This is a genomic window from Pseudomonas sp. Van50, from assembly GCF_055390755.1.
Map to the genome: position 1 here is coordinate 6,122,313 of NZ_AP024343.1, position 21,292 is coordinate 6,143,604.

Sequence of the window (21,292 nt, forward strand, 5' to 3'; positions counted from 1 at the left end):
CTAGCGTCAGTGACAGGTGAAAAGAACGAGCCAGGCCATGCGCGGCGCCGGCACTTGACGGTCATCAATGCCTGCGGGCGGATAGAGCCTGGGAATCTGGAGCTGGAACGCTCTTGTTTGACCGGCAAAGCTACCTCAACCGTCGGTCAAGGTCCAGCCGCCAGGGGCTGGCACTTTGCCACAAGTCAAGGCATGCTAGCCGCCCTTCGGGCGTCCGGCTTATAGTGCACGTCGCGCCAGTCCAGCAAACTGCAGGATTACAGCTTGTCCAACGTCACTCCGCCCCTGTCCCCTCGCGCACCCGCTGTCGTGCCCGGCTCGCCCCTGCGCGGGACACTGAAGGGCGCGCTGGCCACGCTGGTGCTGCTGTTGCTCGGTTTGCTGTTCTGGCAACTGCTCGACCAACTGCGTGAAACCCAACAGCAACAGCGCCAATACACCATCGACTACACCGCCGATCTCGCCGCGCAAGTCAGCCTGAACATGGCCCTGAACGCGCAAATCGCCCTCAATCTGCTACCGATCGTCGAACAGCCACAAAGTGCCGACGAACAGCAGGCCCTGGTTCGTAAACTCCAGCAATCGTTACCCGAATTGTGCAGCCTGGCACTGCTGAGCCCTTCCGGCCGGGTGCTCAGTGACAGCGACGCCGACAGCCATGACGCCGACTACCTGGGTGAGCTGGTGCGGCGCAGCCGGGCCCAGGCCCATTATTTCAGCAATGCCGAAGACGGCTCCGTGGTGCATCTGTTGTTGCACCAGGCCAGCGGCAGCAGCCGTGGCTATTGGGCCCTGCGCCTGACCCCGAATTTTTTCGCCACCCTGACCAAGCAAGCCGATGTGGGGCTGCGCCCGCTGTGGCTGGTGGAAAACCGCCTCAACCAGCAGATCGTCAGCCGCGACGAGAGCCTGCCATCGATCAGCCCTACCCACCTGTCGCCGGATGACCTGGAAAATACGGTACTGACCGTGCCCCTGAGCAGCAGCGACTGGCAACTGCGGGGGCTGTTCGACCGGCGCCAGGTGATCGAGCAACTGCTGCCGGCCTTCATCGGCAAGTGCCTGCTGGGCCTGGCGTTCTCGTTGTTGCCGGTGATCGCGCTCTTGAACATGCGCCGGCGCCAGCGGCAGTTGCACGAAGGTCGACGGCGTTACCAGGATATTTTCGAAGGCACCGGCGTGGCCCTGTGCGTGCTGGACCTGTCGGGGCTCAAGGCCTTTTTTGAGCGGGTCGGCCTGCACAATGGCGATCAATTGCGCGCCTGGCTGCGAACCGCTCACCAACTCGAGCAATTGCGCCAGGAAGTCCACGTCACCGAGGTCAACCAGATGGCGTTGAAACTGCTCAACGTCGACTCCTGTGCCCAGGCTTGGCAGTTGCTGGTCGGCAAGGGCACGCCAGACAACAACCCCATCGGCTCGAAACTGCTCGAAGCGCTGCTCGACCAACACAAACAACTGGAACTGGAAATCAAGCTCCAGGACGCCCATGGCCGCGACCAGCACCTGTGGCTGGTGCTGCGCCTGCCGGAAAAACAGCCCGACTACAACGCGGTCATCCTGAGCATCAGCGACATCACCAGCCGCAAGCTGATCGAACTCTCGCTGCTCGAACGCGAAGGTTTCTGGTCCGACGTGGTGCGCACCGTTCCGGACCATCTCTACGTGCAGGATGTCATCAGCCAGCGGATGATCTTCAGCAACCATCACCTGGGCCAGACCCTGGGGTACGATCGCACCGAACTGCACCAGATGGGCGAATACTTCTGGGAAATCCTGCTGCACAGCGACGACGCCGATCACTACCACAACCTGCGCCTGGAACAACGCCGTGGCGGGTACACGCAGCTGTTGCAATGCCAATTGCGCTTTCGCCATCGCAATGGCAAATGGCGCTGTTTCGATATTCGCGAACAGGCACTGGCCCGTGACCGGCATGACCAGGTGACCCGGATCATCGGCGTGGCCAAGGACGTCACCGAGCAGATCGAGGCCAGCGAATCGCTGCGCGACAGCGAGCAACGCTACCGGATGCTCGCCGAAAGCATCAGCGACGTGATCTTCTCCACCGACAACAAGCTTTCGCTCAACTACGTCAGCCCGTCGGTGCAAGCGGTGCTGGGCTACACCGCCGACTGGATTTTCCAGAACGGCTGGCAATCGATCATCGCCAATCCACAACAACTGACCGGCATCTACAGCCTGATGGACCGCGTCAGCAAAGCCCTGGACAAGCCCGAGCATCTGGCCGAGCTGCGCAACCAGATGCAGACCCAGCTGTTCCTGTTCGACTGCCTGCGCGCCGATGGGCGCAAGATCCCCATCGAGCTGCGACTGGTGCTGGTGTGGGATGAACACGGCGCGTTCGAAGGCGTGCTCGGCGTTGGCCGCGACATCAGCCAGCAGCGTCGCGCCGAAAAAGACCTGCGCATGGCCGCCACGGTCTTCGAGCACTCGACCTCGGCGATCCTGATCACCGACCCGGCCGGCTACATTGTCCAGGCCAACGAAGCCTTCAGTCGCGTCAGCGGTTATGCCGTGTCGCAAGTGCTGGACCAGTTGCCCAACATGCTGACCGTGGACGAGCAACAGGAAGCCCACTTGCGCTACGTGCTCAAGCAGTTGCAACAGCACAGCACCTGGGAAGGCGAAGTCTGGCTCAAGCGTCGCAATGGCGAACACTACCCGGCCTGGGTCGGCATCACCGCCGTGCTGGACGACGAAGGCGACCTGGCCAGCTATGTGTGCTTCTTCAGCGACATCAGCGAACGCAAGGCCAGCGAGCAGCGTATCCATCGCCTGGCCTACTACGACGCCCTGACCCACCTGCCCAACCGCACGCTGTTCCAGGATCGCCTGCACACCGCGCTGCAATCAGCCGAGCGGCAGAAGACCTGGGTGGTGCTGATGTTCCTCGACCTCGATCGCTTCAAGCCGATCAACGACTCCCTGGGCCACGCCGCTGGCGACCGGATGCTCAAGGAGATGGCCACGCGCCTGCTCGGCTGCGTCGCCGACGACGACACTGTGGCGCGCATGGGTGGCGACGAGTTCACCCTGCTGCTGCAACCCCGCGCCAGCCGGGAAACGGCGCTGAACCGGGCAATTGCCGTGGCCGAGCAGATCCTTGCCAGCCTGGTCCGGCCCTTTGTGCTCGAAGGCCGGGAGTTCTTTGTCACCGCCAGTATCGGTATTGCCCTGAGCCCCCAGGATGGCAACGAACTGAGCCAGTTGATGAAGAACGCCGACACGGCCATGTATCACGCCAAGGAGCGTGGCAAGAACAACTTCCAGTTCTACCAGGCCGACATGAACGCCAGCGCCCTGGAACGCCTGGAGCTGGAAAGCGACCTGCGCCACGCCTTGGAGCAGAACGAGTTCGTGCTGTATTACCAGCCGCAGTTCAGCGGCGATGGCAAACGTTTGACCGGCGCCGAGGCCCTGCTGCGCTGGCGCCATCCGCGACGTGGGTTGGTGCCGCCAGGGGATTTCATCCCGGTGCTCGAAGAGCTCGGGCTGGTGGTGGACGTCGGCGACTGGGTCATCACCGAAGCCTGCCGGCAACTCAGGACCTGGCACCAGGCCAAGGTCCGGGTACCGAAGGTCTCGGTCAACATTTCGGCCCGGCAATTCTCCGACGGCCAGTTGGGCACGCGCATCGCCAATATCCTGCGCAGCACCGGCCTGCCCCCGGCCTGCCTGGAGCTGGAACTGACGGAAAGTATCCTGATGCGCGAAGTCAGCGAGGCGATGCAGATCCTCGCCGGGCTGAAAAACCTGGGCCTGAGCATCGCCGTCGATGACTTCGGCACCGGTTATTCATCGCTCAACTACCTCAAGCAATTCCCCATCGACGTGCTGAAGATCGACCGCACCTTCGTCGACGGCCTGCCGTCCGGCGAGCAGGATGCGCAGATCGCCCGGGCAATCATCGCCATGGCCCACAGCCTCAACCTGGCGGTGATCGCCGAGGGCGTCGAGACCCACGAGCAGTTGGATTTCCTGCGCGAGCACGGCTGCGACGAAGTCCAGGGCTACCTGTTCGGCCGGCCGATGCCGGCCAATCGGTTCGAAGCGCAGTTCAGCAATGATGCGTTGTTCATGCTCGACTGAGGCTCTTCGGTGCCTGTAGTGGCCTCATCGCGAGCAAGCTCGCTCCCACAGGGTGATGGGCACGCAGGTCCAAATGTGGGAGCGAGCTTGCTCGCGATGGGGCCCGCCAAGGCTACGCAGAATGTCGCGTGAATCCCATTCGTCCGCGACATGACGCCCTTTCATATGCCTTCCAAAACCGGTTGAGGTAGAATGCCCCCCTTTTCTGCCCCGATCCTTGAGGACCGCCATGTTCAGCCGTGATTTGACTATTGCCAAGTACGACGCCGATCTCTTTGCCGCCATGGAGCAAGAAGCTCAGCGCCAGGAAGAGCACATTGAGCTGATCGCTTCGGAAAACTACACCAGCCCCGCGGTGATGGAAGCTCAAGGCTCGGTACTGACCAACAAGTACGCCGAAGGTTACCCGGGCAAGCGCTACTACGGTGGTTGCGAGTACGTCGACGTGGTCGAGCAACTGGCCATCGACCGCGCCAAGGAACTGTTCGGCGCCGATTACGCCAACGTCCAGCCGCACGCCGGTTCCCAAGCCAACGCCGCCGTGTACCTGGCGCTGCTGTCGGCCGGTGACACCATCCTGGGCATGAGCCTGGCCCACGGCGGTCACCTGACCCACGGCGCCAGCGTTTCCTCCTCCGGCAAGCTGTACAACGCCATCCAGTACGGCATCGACGGCAATGGCCTGATCGACTACGACGAAGTCGAGCGCCTGGCCCTCGAGCACAAGCCGAAAATGATCGTGGCCGGTTTCTCCGCCTACTCGCAGATCCTCGACTTCCCGCGTTTCCGCGCAATCGCCGACAAGGTCGGTGCCTACCTGTTCGTCGACATGGCCCACGTGGCCGGCCTGGTTGCCGCGGGCGTGTACCCGAACCCGGTGCCGTTCGCCGACGTGGTCACCACCACCACCCACAAGACCCTGCGCGGTCCACGTGGCGGCCTGATCCTGGCGCGCGCCAACGCCGACATCGAGAAGAAGCTGAACTCCGCCGTCTTCCCGGGCGCCCAGGGTGGCCCGCTGGAGCACGTGATCGCAGCCAAGGCGATCTGCTTCAAGGAAGCGCTGCAGCCTGAGTTCAAGGCTTACCAGCAACAAGTGGTGAAGAATGCCAAGGCCATGGCCGGCGTGTTCATCGAGCGCGGCTTCGACGTGGTGTCCGGCGGTACTGAAAACCACCTGTTCCTGCTCTCGCTGATCAAGCAGGACATCTCCGGCAAAGACGCTGACGCAGCGCTGGGCAAGGCGTTCATCACCGTGAACAAGAACTCGGTACCCAACGACCCACGCTCCCCATTCGTCACTTCGGGCCTGCGCTTCGGCACCCCGGCCGTGACCACTCGCGGCTTCAAGGAAGCCGAGTGCAAGGAACTGGCCGGCTGGATCTGCGACATCCTGGCGGACCTGAACAACGAAGCGGTCATCGACGCCGTGCGTGAGAAGGTCAAGGCTATCTGCAAGAAGCTGCCGGTATACGGCGCTTAATCAGCTCGCCCACACGTAGCCAAAAAGGCCCGCATCGAAAGATGCGGGCCTTTTTTATTGGTATGCAAAACATACGACCAGACAACTAACGCCAGCCAGCATTTAACGTCCTGCAATATAGGCAGCCCCACAAGCGACTAATAACTCAATAAGATCCAGCTCGCCCCACCCCAAACTTGATCAACCCTTACAGGAGTCAATATTCACATGGACAGTGAACATTCCTTTCATGCAACACTTGATATGTTTAGCGCTCACGTCAACCTACTGGAAAGGCTGCATGGCAAACCCGCGATGGCGACCGTCAGTTCTTTCAGCGGTGGATTTTATACCGGCAAACCCCAGACCCAGGACCACTCACACCTGCTTGGCATGCGCGCCGAAGATCCGAGGACGCGTGGCGAGCCCTTGCGACTGCATTTCCGGCATACGGCGGGTGGCTATCTGCTGACCATGAAAAACGCCGGCGAGCACTACAACAAACTGCTCAGTAAAAGTTGGTTTGAAGTACTTGGCGCACAGGATCCCAATACTCAAAAGCCGACACTTTTTACTCTTATCGACTTTCAACAGAATGTCCTCACGCCGAAAACCATCAAACCCGGTCACAGCCGTATTTCGCTCATGACAGCCAATAGAAAACATGTGGGGGGATTAAGGCTACGGGGCTCGCCTTATCTCTATCTTGCCGAGACGGAAGAACAGTCAAAGGTGACGTTCATTCTGAGCATCCTCGGAGAAAAATACCCGTAGGACATTTAATGCAAGGCAGGGACAACCCATCTATCCCCCTGTGGCGAGGGAGCTTGCTCCCTCGCCACAGTCCTGGGTTCTCTCCTTAACTGACCACTTAGGCATCTGGCGATATTTTTTTCCGGCCGAGAAAAGGCTCAAGCTCAGGGCTTTCACCGCAACTGGTAAGACCGGTCAAGCCAAATCCTCATCATCGTACTTGCACATCCGCGAAAACAGCGCCTAGACTGCGCCTGCACTGGACAAACCGGTAAGACCACAATAATGAAGTCCCGACGCCAGCCCCCTGGCGAACAAGGACACCGAACCAGGAATCCCTCCCATGCTCAAATGGTGCTCGCGGTCGATCTTCCTACAAGTTGTCCTCGGACTGATGCTCGGCATCGTCTGCGGGCTTACCCTTCCCGAATACTCAGCACAGCTCAAACCCCTCGGCGACGGCTTCATCAAGCTGATCAAGATGCTCATCGGCCTGATCGTTTTCTGCGTGGTGGTCAGCGGCATCTCCGGCGCCGGTGATCTCAAGAAAGTCGGGCGCATCGGCCTCAAGTCGGTCATCTACTTCGAAGTCCTCACCACCATCGCCCTGGTCATCGGCCTGGTCCTCGCTTTCAGCACAGGCATTGGCAGCGGCGCGAACATCCATCTGGAGCAGCTCTCCAGCGCGGACGTGAACGACATCGCCCAACGCGGCGAGCACATGGTCACTACCACCCAGTTCCTGATGAACCTGATCCCAACCTCGGTGATCGGTGCCTTCGCTGAAAACAACATTCTGCAAGTCCTGCTGTTTTCAGTGCTGTTCGGCAGCGCGCTGAACCTGGTGGGCGACGCGGCTTCCGGCATCTCGCGGCTGATCAACGAACTCAGCCATGTGATCTTCCGCATCATGGGCATGATCGTGCGCCTGGCCCCTATCGGTGTGTTCGGGGCCATTGCCTTCACCACCAGCAAATATGGCCTCGACTCGCTGCAGCACCTGGGCAGCCTCGTCGGCCTGTTCTACCTGACCTGCATCGCCTTCGTCACGCTGATCCTTGGTCTGGTGATGCGTGCGTCGGGCCTGCCGATGCTGCCGTTTCTCAAGTACCTGCGCGAAGAGCTGCTGATCGTACTCGGCACTGCTTCGTCCGATGCCGTGCTGCCCCAGATCATGCGCAAGCTCGAACACCTGGGGATCGGCAGCTCCACCGTGGGCCTGGTGATTCCAACCGGTTACTCATTCAACCTGGACGGGTTTTCCATCTACCTGACCCTGGCGATTGTCTTTATTGCCAACGCCACCGGTACGCCCTTGGCCCTGAGCGATCTGTTGACCATCCTGCTGGTATCCCTGATCACGTCCAAGGGCGCCCACGGAATTCCCGGCTCGGCGCTGGTGATACTGGCGGCGACGCTGACCGCGATCCCGGCGATCCCGGTGGTCGGCCTGGTGCTGGTGTTGGCCGTGGACTGGTTCATGGGCATTGGCCGGGCCCTGACCAACCTGATCGGCAACTGTGTGGCGACCGTGGCGATTGCCCGCTGGGAGAAAGACATCGACGTCCCCCGGGCGCGCAAGGTGCTGTCCGGCCAACAAGGCTATACCTTCCAACCCAGAAAACCGGTGGGCAGTGCCCATCACCAGCAATTCTGAAAGACGGCGATGCCGGCCCGAGAGCCGGCATCGCCTGATTGATTTCCAAGGAGTCACATGTGATCAGCTCATCGACCGTCGTCAATTCCGTGGTGGAGAAACTCCGCGCCGCCCTCGCCCGGGGCCAGTGGCGCTCGGGTGACATGCTGCCCGGCCAGCGCGAGTTGGCCGAGCAACTGGGCATCAGCCGGCCAAGCCTGCGTGAAGCGGTGATTGTGCTGGAAACCCTGGGCCTGGTGCGCTCGATGCCCGGCAAAGGCGTCGTGGTGCTGGAGGCCAATCCCGGCGATGCCGTCAGCGAAGGCAGTGCCATGGCCGGCGCGAGCCTGGAAGACTTGCTGCAGCTGCGCTACACCCTGGAGCCCTTCATCGTCGGCCTGGTGGCCCAGTCCATCAGCAGCAAGGATGTCGGCCAGTTGCGCCTGACCCTCATGGACATGCGCGAAGCCCTGGAAGCCAACGACAGCGACGCCTGCGCCAACGCCTACATCGCTTTCCATGAAGAACTGTTTGCCCTGACGTCCAACCCGATCTTCCAGAACGTGGTCCAGCAAACCAGCAACGCCCTCAAGCAAAGCGCCGATGTATTGCGCAACTCGCCCGAGCACCTGGCCGAACGCCTGGAAGAGAACGAAGCCGTGGTCCGCGCCATTCGTGGCAAGAACAGCGCCCAGGCCAGCGCCGAAATGCGTCGGCACATTCTCCGGGAAGGCCAACGCATGGGCATCGAATTGAATATTCCGGACGACAACCTCGGCACTTGAACCTGGGCCTGCGGAGACCGCCATGAACACTCTCGTTTCCCATCAGCACAACCGCAACGTACTCGCCGCCCTGCCCCTGCCCGGCCGGATTGGCAAACCGTCGGTGGACGATATCTACCCGCGGATCTTCGACGCCATTCTTGAACAACGCATCGCTCCGGCCAGCCGTTTCACCGAGGAAAGCCTGGGAGACGTGTTCGGTGTCAGCCGCAGCATCATTCGCCGTGTCCTGGCGCGCCTGTCCCATCAGCAAGTGGTGATATTGCGGCCCAACCATCGGCCACAAGTCGCCGCGCCGGATCTGGAGCAGACGCGGCAGATCCTCCATGCTCGCCGCCTGGCCGAGCAGACCCTGGTGCGCCTGGCCTGCAAGGCGCCGCAACCCAAAGACTTGCAGTGCCTGCGCGACCTGGTGGAGCACGAGCGCCAGTGCCTGGACCGCGGCGAGCGTGGCCCGGCGATACGCCTGTCCGGCGAGTTTCACCTGCACCTGGCCGCCATGGCCGGCAACGCGCCGTTGACGCAATTCCTCGGCAGCCTGGTGCCCTTGACCTCGCTGGCCCTGGCACGCCACGAGGTCAAGTCCCGCCGGCATTGCGCCTGGCAGGAACACCTGGCGATCGTCGACGCGGTGGAAGGCCGCAACGTCAATGAAGCGGTGCGGCTGATGGACGAGCACCTGGACCATCTGGAGCAAAAACTGCTGCTGGTCGCAGGCGCGGGATCGTCAAAGTAGCGCGGCTTCGAAGCCAGCGCGGATCTTCTCTTCGGGCAGTTCGTCGGCGATGAACACGATCACGCTTTCCCGGGCTTCGTCGGGCGCCCATTCAGTGTCCCAATCGAAACCGTACAGCTTGAGCACGCCTTGGAACACCAGCCGGCGGGGTTCGCCGGCGATGTTCAGCACGCCTTTGTAGCGCAGCAATTGCTTGCCGTGCTCTTCCAGCAACTGGTTCATGAACTCGCTGAGCTTGTCGATATCCAGGGCCTTGTCGGTGCGCAGCACCAGGCTGCTGATGCGATCGCCCGGGGTTGCCTTGCCCACCGGGCGCAGGCTGAACCCTGCGCCAAGGTCCGCATTGAGATTGAAACCGCGAATGTCGAGCAGCTCGGCCAGGTCGATCTGGCCGTGTTCAACCACCCTGATCGGTGCCCGTCGGTTGATGCGCGTCAAGCGCTCGCCAAGGGCCTGGACCTGGGCGGCGTCCACCAGGTCGGTCTTGCTCAGGAGCAGGCGGTCGGCAAACCCGACCTGGGCCTGGGCGATGGCCTGGGTCAGGTGGATGTCGGCGTGAGCCGCGTCCACCAGGGTCAGGATCCCATCGAGGATATAGCGCTCGCGCAGGTCCTCGTCGATGAAGAAAGTCTGCGCCACCGGGGCCGGGTCGGCCAGGCCGGTGCACTCGATCACCAGGCGATCGAAGGCAATCTCGCCGCTGTCCAGCCGCTCGAGCAACAGGTACAGGGCTTTGGTCAGGTCGGTGTGAATGGTGCAGCACACGCAGCCGTTGGCCAGGGTCATGACTTGCACCGGCTCGTCGCCCAACAGTTGGGTGTCGATACCGGCATCGCTGAATTCGTTCTCGATCACGGCGATTTTCAGGCCGTGCTCGGCCTTGAGCAGATGGCGCAACAGCGTGGTCTTGCCGGCGCCGAGGAAGCCGCTGAGGATGGTGACCGGGATGGGAGAGGACAAACTGAATCTCCTTGATGCCTGAAAGGAAAACGGTTTTGTGGGAGCGAGCCTGCTCGCGAAGGCGTCGGGTCAGTCGACATTATCATTAACTGACACTCCGCCATCGCGAGCAAGATCGCTCCCACAGGGATTCTGTGGTGTGCGCCAATGTTGAAACCATCCCAAAACAACTGTGGGAGCGAGCTTGCTCGCGATGGCGGTGGATCAGCGACATCATCGTCAACTGACCCACCACCATCGCGAGCAAGCTCGCTCCCACAGGACTACCTCAACCCAAGCGGTGCTTCAACAGCACTTGGGCCCACCCTTGCCACCGTAACGGGCCTCCTGGCGTTCGCGAAAGAACGCCTCGTAGTCCATCATCGGTTTGTCCGGGTGCTTGGTTTGCATGTGCTCGACGTAGTTGTCGTAGTCGGGCATGCCGACCATCAGGCGGGCGGCCTGACCGAGGTATTTACCCAGGCGACTCAAGTCATTGAACATCGTTGCAATCCTCTATCAAGCGTCCGGCAGGGCCTGGAATGGCGCTTCTTTGTCCGTGCGTTCCTTGGTGCCCCAGGCGGCGATGCCGACCTTGAGCGCGTAGAACAGGATGCTGAAGACCACGAACAGGAACAACACCGTCAGCGTCGCGTTGGTGTAGGCGTTGAACACCACGTGCTGCATCTGCTCGATGCTCTTGGCCGGGGCCAGGATCTGGCCGGCGGCCAGGGCATCGTTGTATTTGCGCGCCAGGGCCAGGAAGCCGATCGCCGGGTTGGCGTCGAACAGCTTGATCAGGCCCGCGGTGGTGGTGCAGATCAGCAGCCAGGACGCCGGCAGCAGCGTGACCCAGACGTAGCGCTGGCGCTTCATCTTGATCAGCACCACGGTGGCGAGCATCAGGGCGATACCGGCCAGCATCTGGTTGGAGATGCCGAACAGCGGCCACAAGGTGTTGATGCCGCCCAGCGGATCGATCACGCCCTGGTACAGCAAGTAACCCCATAGCGCCACGCAACCGGCGGTGGCGATCAGGTTGGCGGTCCACGATTCGGTGCGCTTGAGGGCCGGCACGAACGAGCCGAGCAGGTCCTGGAGCATGAACCGCCCGGCACGGGTGCCGGCGTCCACGGCCGTGAGGATGAACAACGCTTCGAACAGGATCGCGAAGTGGTACCAGAACGCCATGGTGTTCTCACCCGGCAGCACCGAGTGCAGGATCTGCGCGATCCCCACCGCCAGGGTCGGCGCACCGCCGGCACGGGCCAGCACGGTGGTCTCGCCGATGTCCTTGGCCACCGCTTGCAGCGCCTCGGGCGTGATGGCAAAACCCCAACTGCTGACGGTCTGCGCCACGGCCACCACGTCACCGCCGACGATGGCCGCCGGGCTGTTCATGGCGAAGTACACGCCCGGCTCGATCACCGAAGCGGCCACCATGGCCATGATCGCCACGAAGGACTCCATCAGCATGCCGCCGTAACCGATGTAGCGGGCGTTGGTTTCATTATCCAAAAGCTTGGGCGTGGTGCCCGAGGAGATCAGCGCATGGAAGCCCGAGACCGCGCCGCAGGCGATGGTGATGAACAGGAACGGGAACAGCCCGCCCTTCCACACCGGCCCGGTGCCGTCGGTGAACTGGGTCAGCGCCGGCATTTTCAGCTCGGGCATGGTGACCAGGATGCCGATCGCCAGGGCGACGATGGTGCCGATCTTGAGGAAGGTCGACAGGTAGTCCCGCGGGGCCAGGATCAGCCACACCGGCAGTACCGCCGCGACGAAACCATAGCCGATCAGCATCCAGGTGATCTGGATCCCGGTGAAGGTGAAAGCCTTGGCCCAGACCGGGTCGGCGGCGATTTGCCCGCCCAGCCAGATCGACCCCAGCAGCAACAGCACGCCGATGATCGAGATCTCACCAATGCGGCCCGGGCGGATGTAGCGCATGTAGATGCCCATGAACATCGCGATCGGGATGGTCGCCATCACCGTGAAGATCCCCCACGGGCTCTCGGCCAGGGCCTTGACCACGATCAGCGCCAGCACCGCGAGGATGATGATCATGATCAGGAAGCAGCCGAACAGCGCGATGGTGCCGGGGATGCGGCCCATTTCCTCGCGCACCATGTCACCCAGGGAGCGACCGTTGCGGCGGGTGGACAGGAACAGGACCATGAAGTCCTGCACCGCACCGGCCAGCACCACACCGGCGATCAGCCAGAGCGTGCCGGGCAGGTAGCCCATCTGCGCCGCCAGCACCGGCCCGACCAGCGGCCCCGCACCGGCAATGGCCGCGAAGTGGTGGCCGAAGAGGATGTGTTTGTTGGTCGGGACGTAGTCCAGGCCATCGTTGTTGAGCACGGCGGGGGTGGCCCGGCGCGCATCGAGTTGCATCACGTTGTTGGCGATGAAGAGGCTGTAGTAGCGGTAGGCGACCAGGTAGATGGCCACGGCGGCGACGACGATCCACAAGGCGTTGATCGCCTCGCCTCGACGCAATGCCACGACGCCCAGGGCGCACGCTCCTACGACGGCCAGCAGTAGCCAGGGCAGATGGCGCAGCAGGCTATTATTGTTTTTCATTTTTATATTCCAGCCAGGGTGGACAAGAAAGATAGCCATTGGAGTTTAGCGCTAACCCGGGCAAAGGCCATACTCGACATTCGTCTGTCTGTTGCCGAACGGTGACGATGCCCCGTCAGTTGGGTCTATAGTCAATGAATCTTCAGAGGGAATGCGTCATGAGCGAGCGTCGCCGCTTCGTACGAGTTGACTTCCATGCCAGGACCGAGCTGAGCCAAGGCCCCTATATCTGGTCGGTGGAACTGCTGGACCTGTCCCTCAAGGGGCTGCTGATCAAGAAACCCGAGCCCTGGCTTGGCGATCCCGAACATTCCTTCATGGCCGATATCCATTTGAGTCCCGATGCCGAGATCAAAATGGAAATTCGCCTGGCCCATGATGACCATGGTCACCTGGGCTTCGTCTGCAAGCATATCGACCTGGCATCCATCGCCCACCTGCGCCGATTGATAGAGCTGAACCTGGGCGACCATGACGAGCTGGAGCGGGAATTGGCGGCATTGATCCAGACTTGAACTGCCATCCCCTTGGTGAGGGACTCATGTGGGAGCAAGGCTTGCCCGCGATGGCTGCAATGCGGCCCTTCAAAATCGAGTCGCCTGCATCGCGAGCAAGCTTTGCTCCCACATACATTCCTTGCGCAATTGCCAGTGTTATTCGAACAGCGCATCCAACGCCTGTTCCAGACGGGTCACTGCGATAATCTGCAACCCCGGCGGCGCTTCCTTCGGCGCGTTGCCCTTGGGCACGATGGCGCGTTTGAAACCGTGCTTGGCCGCTTCCTTGAGCCGCTCCTGCCCGCTGGGCACCGGTCGCACTTCCCCCGACAACCCCACTTCGCCAAACACCAGCAAATCATGGGGCAGCGGCCGGTTGCGCAGGCTGGACATGACCGCCGCCATCAACGCCAGGTCGGACGCGGTCTCCAGTACCTTGACCCCGCCCACGACGTTGAGGAACACGTCCTGGTCGTGAGTCGGAATCCCGCCGTGTCGGTGCAACACCGCCAGCAGCATGGCCAGCCGATTCTGATCCAGGCCCAGGGTGACCCGCCGAGGGTTCGCCAAGTGGCTGTCATCCACCAGCGCCTGCACTTCCACCAACATCGGCCGGGTCCCTTCCCACGTCGCCATGACCACACTGCCCGGGACTTCTTCCTGGGCACGCGTCAGAAAGATCGCCGAAGGGTTCGAGACTTCTTTCAGGCCCCTGTCGGTCATGCCGAACACGCCCAATTCATTGACGGCACCAAAACGGTTCTTCACCGCCCGGAGCAAACGCAGGCGGCCATCGGATTCGCCTTCGAAGTACAACACGGTATCGACCATGTGCTCCAACACCCGCGGTCCCGCCAACGCACCCTCCTTGGTGACGTGGCCCACCAGGAAAATCGCCGTGCCGCTCTGCTTGGCGTAGCGCACCAGCAACGCCGCGCTTTCACGCACCTGGGACACGCCGCCCGGGGCCGATTGCAGCTGTTCGGTGAAAATGGTCTGGATCGAGTCGATCACCATCACCTTGGGCTTTTCCACGCGCGCCGTGGCGATGATGGTTTCGATGCAGGTCTCGGTCATGACCCGCAACTGGTCCTGGGGCAAGCCCAGGCGCCGGGCGCGCATGGCGACCTGTTGCTGGGACTCTTCGCCAGTGACGTACAGCGCCGGCATGCGGGTGGCGAGGTTGCACAAGGTTTGCAGCAGGATGGTGGATTTGCCGATGCCCGGGTCTCCACCGATCAGCACCACCGAACCGTCCACCAGGCCGCCGCCCAGCACCCGGTCCAGTTCACCGGACGCGGTGGAAAATCGCGGGATTTCTTCAACGCTGACTTCGGCCAGGGTCTTGATCTGCGCCTGCTGACCGGCCCAGCCGGTGCGCCCGGTGGGGGCCGCCGCGCCGCCGCTTTCCACCATGGTTTCGGTCAGGGTGTTCCAGGCCCCGCATTCGCTGCATTGGCCGGCCCATTTGGGAAAGGTCGAACCGCACTCGGTGCAGCCGTACATGCGCTTTGCCTTGGCCATCTGAACTCCGGGGTAAAACCGCGATGATAGCCCAGCCAAGGTTCACTGAGGGGCCGGCATTCTGATTTCACCCTTCGCCAGATCTGCCGCGGTATTGCCCAACGGATCCCGGGCCTCCAGGTCGGCGCCCTTGGCCTTCAAGGCATCGAGCAACTCGCCACGCTTGAACAGACCCGCATACATCGCGGCAGTCTGTCCGGCACCGTTGCGTTGGTCCGGGCTGCAATCGGTGGACAGCAAGCGACGGGCAATCTGCACTTCGCCCTTGAAAATGGCCCCCATCAGCGCCGTATTGCCGCGTTTGTCCTGGGCACAGGCATCGGCCCCCGCGGCCAGCAACCGCTCCACCGCCGGAGCGTGGCCGTGATAAGCCGCCAGAATCAGCGCGGTGTAGCCCTTCTCATCCCGGGTATCCAACGAGTAACCGGCCTCGATAAACGTATCGAGCATCGGCACATCGCCCCGGCGAGCGGCGTCGAAATAATAGTTTTGCAGCTGTTCCTGGACCGCAGCCGGTTCGGTGGGTATTGGCTGATCGGCCAGTACGCTCAGTGACCAGGTCGCAAGCATCGATAAAAGGAATTTACCCATCATGACGTCTCCCCATGAACTCAAGACTGTGGGAGCGAGCTTGCTCGCGATGCAGACGCTGCGGTGCACAGCCAGGCCGAGTCGCCTGCATCGCGAGCAAGCTCGCTCCCACAGGTGGATCAGTCAGTCAGTTTTTCCGCCAGCGCCTTGACCCGGGTGAGGTCGCCCTTGGCGACACGGGCCACGCCAGTGCCGTATTCAGGATCGGCCTTGTAGAGGAACGACAGGATGATGTGCTTGCTCTCGTCATCAGTGGTCGCCAAAGAGCCACCAAAGCTTTCGATCAGGTCATCACGTTCTTTCTTGCTGAACGAACGATACAAATCGCCGGCCTGCTTGAAGTTCTGCTCGCGCTGGATTTTCGCCTGCTGGGTGCTGCCACTCAGCGCGGCCTGGCTGTAGCGTGCCGCTTGCGGTTCTTCACGAGGCGTCAGGCGGCTCGGCTGGTAATTCACGCCGGTGCTGGTGCTGCCTGGGTTCATCGCACCGTCCTGGTTACCGTTGTTCACCGCCACCTTGGGGGCGTTGATCGGCAATTGCAGGGCATTGGCGCCTAGACGGTACATCTGCGTATCGGCATAGGAAAACACCCGGCCCTGAAGCAAACGGTCCTCGGAAGGCTCGATGCCTGGCACCAGATTCGCTGGCGCCATCGCCACCTGCTCGGTTTCCTGGAAGACGTTCGCCGGGTTACGGTTCAAGACCATTTGCCCGACCTTGCGTTCAGGCACGCCCGGCCAGATCTTGGTCGCATCCAGTGGGTCGAAGTCGAACTTGGCAAGGTCTTGTGGATTGAGCACCTGGACGTACAAGTCCCACTTCGGGAAGTCGCCCTTATTAATATGGCTCACCAGATCATTGGTCATATGGCTGTAATCTTGACCCTGAACTTTCACAACTTCTTTCGGATCGAGATTTTTCAAGCCCTGCAAACTTTTCCAATGAAACTTCACGTAGTGAATTTCACCCTTGGCGTTAATCAGCTTGTAGGCATGTACACCGTTGCCGTCCATTTCGCGGTAACTGGCCGGTGTGCCGGAGTTGGAATACAACTCGGTCAGGGTACGGGTCGATTCTGGAACATGGGAGAAGAAGTCGAAACGCCGTGAATCATCGTCCAGGTTGGTCCGCGGGTCGGGTTTGAACGCGTGGACCATGTCCGGAAACTTGATGGCATCGCGAATGAAGAAAGTCGGGAAGTTGTTGCCCACCAAGTCCCAGTTACCGTCGGCGGTGTAGAACTTCGTGGCAAAGCCACGGGGGTCGCGCAGGGTTTCCGGCGAATGATTACCGTGCACCACGGCCGAAAAACGCACGAACACCGGGGTGACCTGGCCCGCGGCGAAGACCTTGGCCTTGGTCAGGTCGCTGAGATCGTCGGACACCGTGAATGTGCCGTGGGCACCGGTACCACGGGCATGCACCACACGCTCGGGGATGCGTTCACGATCGAAGCGCTGGAGCTTCTGGATCAACTGCACGTCTTGCAGCAGGGTCGGACCGTTGGGACCTGCCGTCTGCGAATTCTGGTTATCGCCGACCGCCGCACCGTTGTCCCGGGTCAGGGTGGCCGCGTTGACAGACAAGGATAGAAGGCTCGCGGTCAGCACAAAAAGAGCGCGGCGATGGGAGTAAGCCCCGTGGCCGAGGGAAGTGTTCATAGGCATGTTCCTCTGATGTTATAGAGCGCATCCATGTGCGCCATCCAGAGGCTAGTGCCGGGAAAAGAAAAACCTAAATAGAAATGCCGTACCGCACCGATAGAAAAAACGTTATAGGGCCCCCGGGCCGAAACCGCGTATCACGCGCGATTGATGGCACTTTGTAAACTTTTCATCCAAGCCCCGGTCGATAACTGAAGCTTTGTAAGCAGGCGTTTCGAGCAAGACTCGTTGGGCTGATTTACACTGCCACTCATCTTTCATCTGTTACAAGGAATAACTCATGGGCGTGCTAAGCGAGTTCAAGGCCTTCGCGGTCAAAGGCAATGTCGTCGACATGGCCGTCGGGATCATCATCGGCGCCGCTTTCGGCAAAATCGTTTCGTCATTCGTGGGCGACGTGGTCATGCCGCCAATCGGCCTGCTGATCGGTGGCGTGGATTTCAGTGACCTGGCCATCACCCTCAAGGCCGCCCAGGGTGATGCGCCTGCCGTGGTACTGGCCTACGGTAAATTCATCCAGAGCACCATCGACTTCATCATCGTGGCGTTCGCCATTTTCATGGGCGTCAAGGCCATCAACCGCCTCAAGCGTGAAGAAGCCGTAGCCCCCAGCGCCCCTCCGGTTCCGACCAAGGAAGAGCTGCTGCTGAGTGAGATTCGCGACCTGCTCAAGGCTCAGAACGAGCGGCCCTGAGCCTACCAGTAGTTTTCCACCGCCACCTGGCCCGGACGACGGGTCAGGCTCAGTTGCAGGCCCCTGGCCTTGAGCAGCTTGCGTGTGTCGTCGATCATTTGCGGGTTGCCGCACAGCATCACCCGCGAATGCTCCGGCGTCAGCGCTACGCCGGCCGCGAGCTCTAACTCGCCATTGTCGATCAACGTGGTAATGCGCCCACTGAGCGCCCCCGGGTGCTGCTCACGGGTGACGGTCGCAATGAAACGAAACTTGTGAGCGTACTTGGCCAGGTAGTCGCGCTGGGGCAACTCCTTGATCAGGTCCTGATACGCCAATTCCCGCGCCTCGCGCACGCTGTACACCAGGATGATCCGCTCGAATTTTTCCCAGGCCTCGAAATCCTGGAGGATCGAAAGAAACGGCGCCACGCCCGTCCCCGTGGACAGCAACCACAAATCCCGGCCATCGACGAAGCGGTCCAGCGTCAGGTAGCCAAAGGCCTGGCGATCCACCAACAGTTCGTCACCCGGCTGCAAGCGGCTGAGTTCGCTGGTGAACTCGCCCTCGGGCACCACGATGGAAAAGAACTCGAGGAACTCGTCGAAGGGCGACGACACCATGGAGTACGCCCGCCAGACGGTGGTGCCGTCCGCCTTGGCGACGCCCAGCCGGGCGAACTGACCCGCCCGGAAGCGAAAGCCGCGATCCCGGGTCGTGCGTAACGTAAACAAATGAGACGTCACTGGCTGGACATCGAGCAAGGTTTGGCGGGTGAACTTCTCTGCACTGTCGGTCATGAGCCACTCCTAGGGGACAAGACCTGCAGTGTCCCGCAAAGTGAGCGTCTTCACCACCGACGGCAGGTAATGGCACTTTAGTCATAGTCGTTGCCTTCGCCCTCTAAATCCTTCACCAAACTTGTACAAAGTTACAATAATGTAAAACCAACCAAATAAAAGTTTATTCACTTAAACACTTATAAACGTAAGGAAATTAAAAAAATCCCACTACAAATTAGGAATAGTCCTACACTAAAAATTCGCATCATGGATTGGATCCGCATGGACGAATCAAACCCAGGAGAGAGCGATGGACAGGTGGAAGGACTTGTTACTGAGGAAGTTATCCTGTGAAAAAGACCTGCAGGCGGCCTATCGTCTGGTGTTGAATTTCTTTAACAATCAGGGATTTGAATATTGCGCATTTGCAGCCTATCTCGGAAGCCCCGACAAACACACCAGCAAGGTGAACCTGAATAACTACCCTTATGGATGGGACCGGCTTTATGAACAAAACGGTTATGCGTCGAGCGATCCATTAGTAGCACATTGCAATCAATCACCGCTCCCGATCTTGTGGGATGAGACTGTTTTCGCTCAGGCCCCCAAGTTATGGCGAGAACTTAATCGACAGGGACTCAAGTACGGCTGGACCCAGGCCGTTCATGACGACCAAGGGCCACAGTGCAGCCTGTTCAGTCTTGCACGAACCCATTGTCCCATTGATATCGAGGAACACTATGGCAATCTCGGCTACGCCATCTTCGCCAGTCAAAAGCTGCATGCGCTCGCCAGTAAAAAACTGTCTGACGCCATCGTAGTCAAGCAGAACTATCACTTGTCGCCGAGAGAAATCGAAGTACTGAGGTGGTCAGCCGAAGGCAAGACGGCTTCGGAAGTGGGCAGGATTCTCTGCCTTTCCGAACGAACCGTGAATTTCCATGTGTGCAGTTGCATGCGAAAACTGAACGTCAGCAATAAAATTTCAGCGGTGGCCAAGGCTGCCCAGATCCATGTGATCTGACCCGTGGCGCGGCACTGCCGAGCTGAAAAACCCGCGAGTAATGTGCAACAAAAAAACGTACCATTTACGGTCCCTCTTGAATGATGCCGCTTTTTAGCGCGACGCAGTTCATTCAGGCGGTCCCGCACAGACACCTACCTCCAGGCAGCGGGACATTCGTTGATTTCCAGAGTCCCCAGCCATGCCCCTGCTCGACAGTCCTTTCGCCCAACTCGATCTGATCCGCCAACCCGAACAGCAGAACGAACCGCTGCAAGCCTTCGATGCGGCCGATGAATACCTGCTCGCGTATCTGGCCGAACAACAACCGGCCGCGCAGACTCGGGTCCTGGTGCTCAATGACGGCTTCGGCGCCCTGGCCGCCAGCCTGGCCGGCAACGTCCTGGTGACCAGCAGCGGTGATTCTTTCCTGGCATTGCAGGCACTGGAGAAAAACCTGGTGCGTAATGGCCGGCCCTTCGATGCCGTGCCAACGTTGCCGGCCAGCGAAGCGTTGACCGGCCCGTTCGATCGCGTCCTGATCAAAGTACCGAAAACCCTGGCCCTTCTGGAGGAACAACTGATTCGCCTGCAAGGCCAACTGGCGCCGGGCGCCCAGGTGATTGCCGGAGCCATGATCAAGCACCTGCCCCGGGCCGCCGGCGATTTGCTGGAGCGTTACATCGGCCCGGTGCAGGCTTCCCTGGCAGTGAAAAAAGCGCGGCTGTTGATCGCCACACCACCCAGCGCCTCTTCACCCAACAGCACGCCGGTCGTGTCGCCCTACCCCACGCGCTACTGGCTGGACGAGCCGAAGATCGAACTGCTCAACCATGCCAACGTGTTCTGCCGCGAAGGCCTGGACATCGGCACGCGCGCGTTCCTGCCACATCTGCCGAAAAACCTCGGCACGGCCCGGGTCGCGGACCTGGGCTGCGGCAATGGCGTGCTGGCCATCGCCAGTGCCCTGCAAAACCCCGAGGCCCGCTACACCCTGGTGGACGAGTCGTACATGGCCGTGCAATCGGCCGCCGAGAACTGGCGTGCGGCCCTCGGCGAACGCGAAGTGACCATCAGAGCCGGCGATGGCCTGGCCGGGCAAGAAGCGCAGTCACTGGATGTGGTGTTGTGCAACCCGCCCTTCCACCAGCAGCAAGTGGTGGGCGACTTCCTCGCCTGGCGGATGTTTCAGCAGGCTCGCGAAGCGTTGGTGGTGGGCGGTGCGCTGTACATTGTCGGCAACCGGCACCTGGGCTACCACAGCAAACTGGCGCGGTTGTTCCGAGGCGTCGAGCAAGTGGCCGCCACACCGAAATTCGTGATTCTCAAAGCGCGCAAATAGACCGTCCGCTGCGGGAGCGAAGCTCGCTCCCAGCAGGAAAATCAGTGGGTGGTCAGCCCCGCGGCATTCATGAACATCCGCATCAGGCTGGCGACGATGAACAACGCCAGCACACTGCCAGCCCAGATCAACGCCAGCCAGCCGAGCCGCTGCCAGAGAGGCTTGCGTTCGGCGGCCTCGATGTCTTTCAAGTCAGGTTTGGCCAT

Annotated in this window: 18 protein-coding genes; 10 read left to right on the forward strand and 8 right to left on the reverse strand. The window is 60.9% G+C overall.

Features of this window, described 5'->3' with window-relative positions:
- The first annotated feature begins 264 nt into the window (after positions 1-264).
- The 6 genes from ACZ5M5_RS26485 (at position 265) to ACZ5M5_RS26510 (ending at position 9,485) form a co-directional block, all read left to right on the forward strand.
- Complete coding sequence (locus ACZ5M5_RS26485) at positions 265-4,113, forward strand: sensor domain-containing protein (protein ID WP_464738190.1); 3,849 nt, start codon at positions 265-267, stop codon at positions 4,111-4,113.
- A gap of 229 nt (positions 4,114-4,342) precedes the next feature.
- Positions 4,343-5,596 carry a serine hydroxymethyltransferase gene (glyA, locus tag ACZ5M5_RS26490; RefSeq protein ID WP_060740543.1) on the forward strand — a complete coding sequence of 418 codons (1,254 nt, stop codon included), beginning with the start codon at positions 4,343-4,345 and terminating at the stop codon, positions 5,594-5,596.
- Positions 5,597-5,803: 207 nt separating this feature from the next.
- Positions 5,804-6,349 (forward strand): hypothetical protein, encoded by a 546-nt coding sequence (locus ACZ5M5_RS26495; RefSeq protein WP_464738191.1) that lies wholly within the window; start codon positions 5,804-5,806, stop codon positions 6,347-6,349.
- Positions 6,350-6,671: 322 nt separating this feature from the next.
- A complete protein-coding gene (locus tag ACZ5M5_RS26500) occupies positions 6,672-7,985 on the forward strand; it encodes a C4-dicarboxylate transporter DctA (protein WP_103311376.1) in 1,314 nt (437 codons plus the stop codon).
- Positions 7,986-8,044: 59 nt separating this feature from the next.
- Positions 8,045-8,749, forward strand: a complete 705-nt coding sequence (locus ACZ5M5_RS26505) for a FadR/GntR family transcriptional regulator (protein WP_060740540.1) — start codon at positions 8,045-8,047, stop codon at positions 8,747-8,749.
- 22 nt (positions 8,750-8,771) lie between these two features.
- Positions 8,772-9,485 (forward strand): GntR family transcriptional regulator, encoded by a 714-nt coding sequence (locus tag ACZ5M5_RS26510; RefSeq protein ID WP_103311379.1) that lies wholly within the window; start codon positions 8,772-8,774, stop codon positions 9,483-9,485.
- On the opposite strand, the gene yjiA is transcribed toward ACZ5M5_RS26510, so the two are convergent.
- The 3 genes from yjiA to ACZ5M5_RS26525 form a co-directional block, all read right to left on the reverse strand.
- Positions 9,477-10,445, reverse strand: coding sequence for a GTPase (gene yjiA, locus ACZ5M5_RS26515; protein WP_060740538.1), 969 nt, complete (start codon positions 10,443-10,445; stop codon positions 9,477-9,479). The two genes, ACZ5M5_RS26510 and yjiA, sit on opposite strands and share 9 nt — an antisense overlap.
- Before the next feature lie 285 nt (positions 10,446-10,730).
- A complete protein-coding gene (locus ACZ5M5_RS26520; RefSeq protein ID WP_003182142.1) occupies positions 10,731-10,928 on the reverse strand; it encodes a YbdD/YjiX family protein in 198 nt (65 codons plus the stop codon).
- Between the two features lie 15 nt (positions 10,929-10,943).
- Positions 10,944-13,010: a carbon starvation CstA family protein gene (locus ACZ5M5_RS26525; RefSeq protein WP_060740537.1), complete on the reverse strand. Its 2,067-nt coding sequence runs from the start codon at positions 13,008-13,010 to the stop codon at positions 10,944-10,946.
- 158 nt (positions 13,011-13,168) lie between these two features.
- Here ACZ5M5_RS26525 and ACZ5M5_RS26530 point away from each other — a divergent pair, with 158 nt between their 5' ends.
- The gene (locus ACZ5M5_RS26530) at positions 13,169-13,525 is read left to right on the forward strand and encodes a PilZ domain-containing protein (protein ID WP_060740536.1); all 357 of its coding nucleotides are present in this window, start codon (positions 13,169-13,171) and stop codon (positions 13,523-13,525) included.
- A gap of 138 nt (positions 13,526-13,663) precedes the next feature.
- Here the strand turns inward: ACZ5M5_RS26530 and radA are convergent, their stop codons facing one another.
- From radA to katB, 3 genes are all read right to left on the reverse strand, one after another.
- A complete protein-coding gene (gene radA, locus ACZ5M5_RS26535; RefSeq protein ID WP_060740535.1) occupies positions 13,664-15,031 on the reverse strand; it encodes a DNA repair protein RadA in 1,368 nt (455 codons plus the stop codon).
- A 42-nt stretch (positions 15,032-15,073) separates the two neighbouring features.
- Positions 15,074-15,622 (reverse strand): ankyrin repeat domain-containing protein, encoded by a 549-nt coding sequence (locus ACZ5M5_RS26540; protein WP_464739459.1) that lies wholly within the window; start codon positions 15,620-15,622, stop codon positions 15,074-15,076.
- A gap of 119 nt (positions 15,623-15,741) precedes the next feature.
- Positions 15,742-17,283 carry a catalase KatB gene (gene katB, locus ACZ5M5_RS26545; protein WP_464738192.1) on the reverse strand — a complete coding sequence of 514 codons (1,542 nt, stop codon included), beginning with the start codon at positions 17,281-17,283 and terminating at the stop codon, positions 15,742-15,744.
- A 283-nt stretch (positions 17,284-17,566) separates the two neighbouring features.
- Here katB and mscL point away from each other — a divergent pair, with 283 nt between their 5' ends.
- Positions 17,567-17,980, forward strand: a complete 414-nt coding sequence (mscL, locus tag ACZ5M5_RS26550) for a large-conductance mechanosensitive channel protein MscL (RefSeq protein WP_003205779.1) — start codon at positions 17,567-17,569, stop codon at positions 17,978-17,980.
- A gap of 2 nt (positions 17,981-17,982) precedes the next feature.
- Here the strand turns inward: mscL and ACZ5M5_RS26555 are convergent, their stop codons facing one another.
- Positions 17,983-18,759, reverse strand: a complete 777-nt coding sequence (locus tag ACZ5M5_RS26555) for a ferredoxin--NADP reductase (RefSeq protein ID WP_464738193.1) — start codon at positions 18,757-18,759, stop codon at positions 17,983-17,985.
- Between the two features lie 292 nt (positions 18,760-19,051).
- Between ACZ5M5_RS26555 and ACZ5M5_RS26560 the strand changes: the two genes are divergently transcribed.
- A complete protein-coding gene (locus tag ACZ5M5_RS26560) occupies positions 19,052-19,765 on the forward strand; it encodes an autoinducer binding domain-containing protein (RefSeq protein ID WP_103310198.1) in 714 nt (237 codons plus the stop codon).
- 181 nt (positions 19,766-19,946) lie between these two features.
- Positions 19,947-21,086, forward strand: coding sequence for a methyltransferase (locus ACZ5M5_RS26565; RefSeq protein ID WP_060740532.1), 1,140 nt, complete (start codon positions 19,947-19,949; stop codon positions 21,084-21,086).
- Between the two features lie 41 nt (positions 21,087-21,127).
- Here the strand turns inward: ACZ5M5_RS26565 and ACZ5M5_RS26570 are convergent, their stop codons facing one another.
- A complete protein-coding gene (locus tag ACZ5M5_RS26570; protein ID WP_003205785.1) occupies positions 21,128-21,292 on the reverse strand; it encodes a DUF2474 domain-containing protein in 165 nt (54 codons plus the stop codon).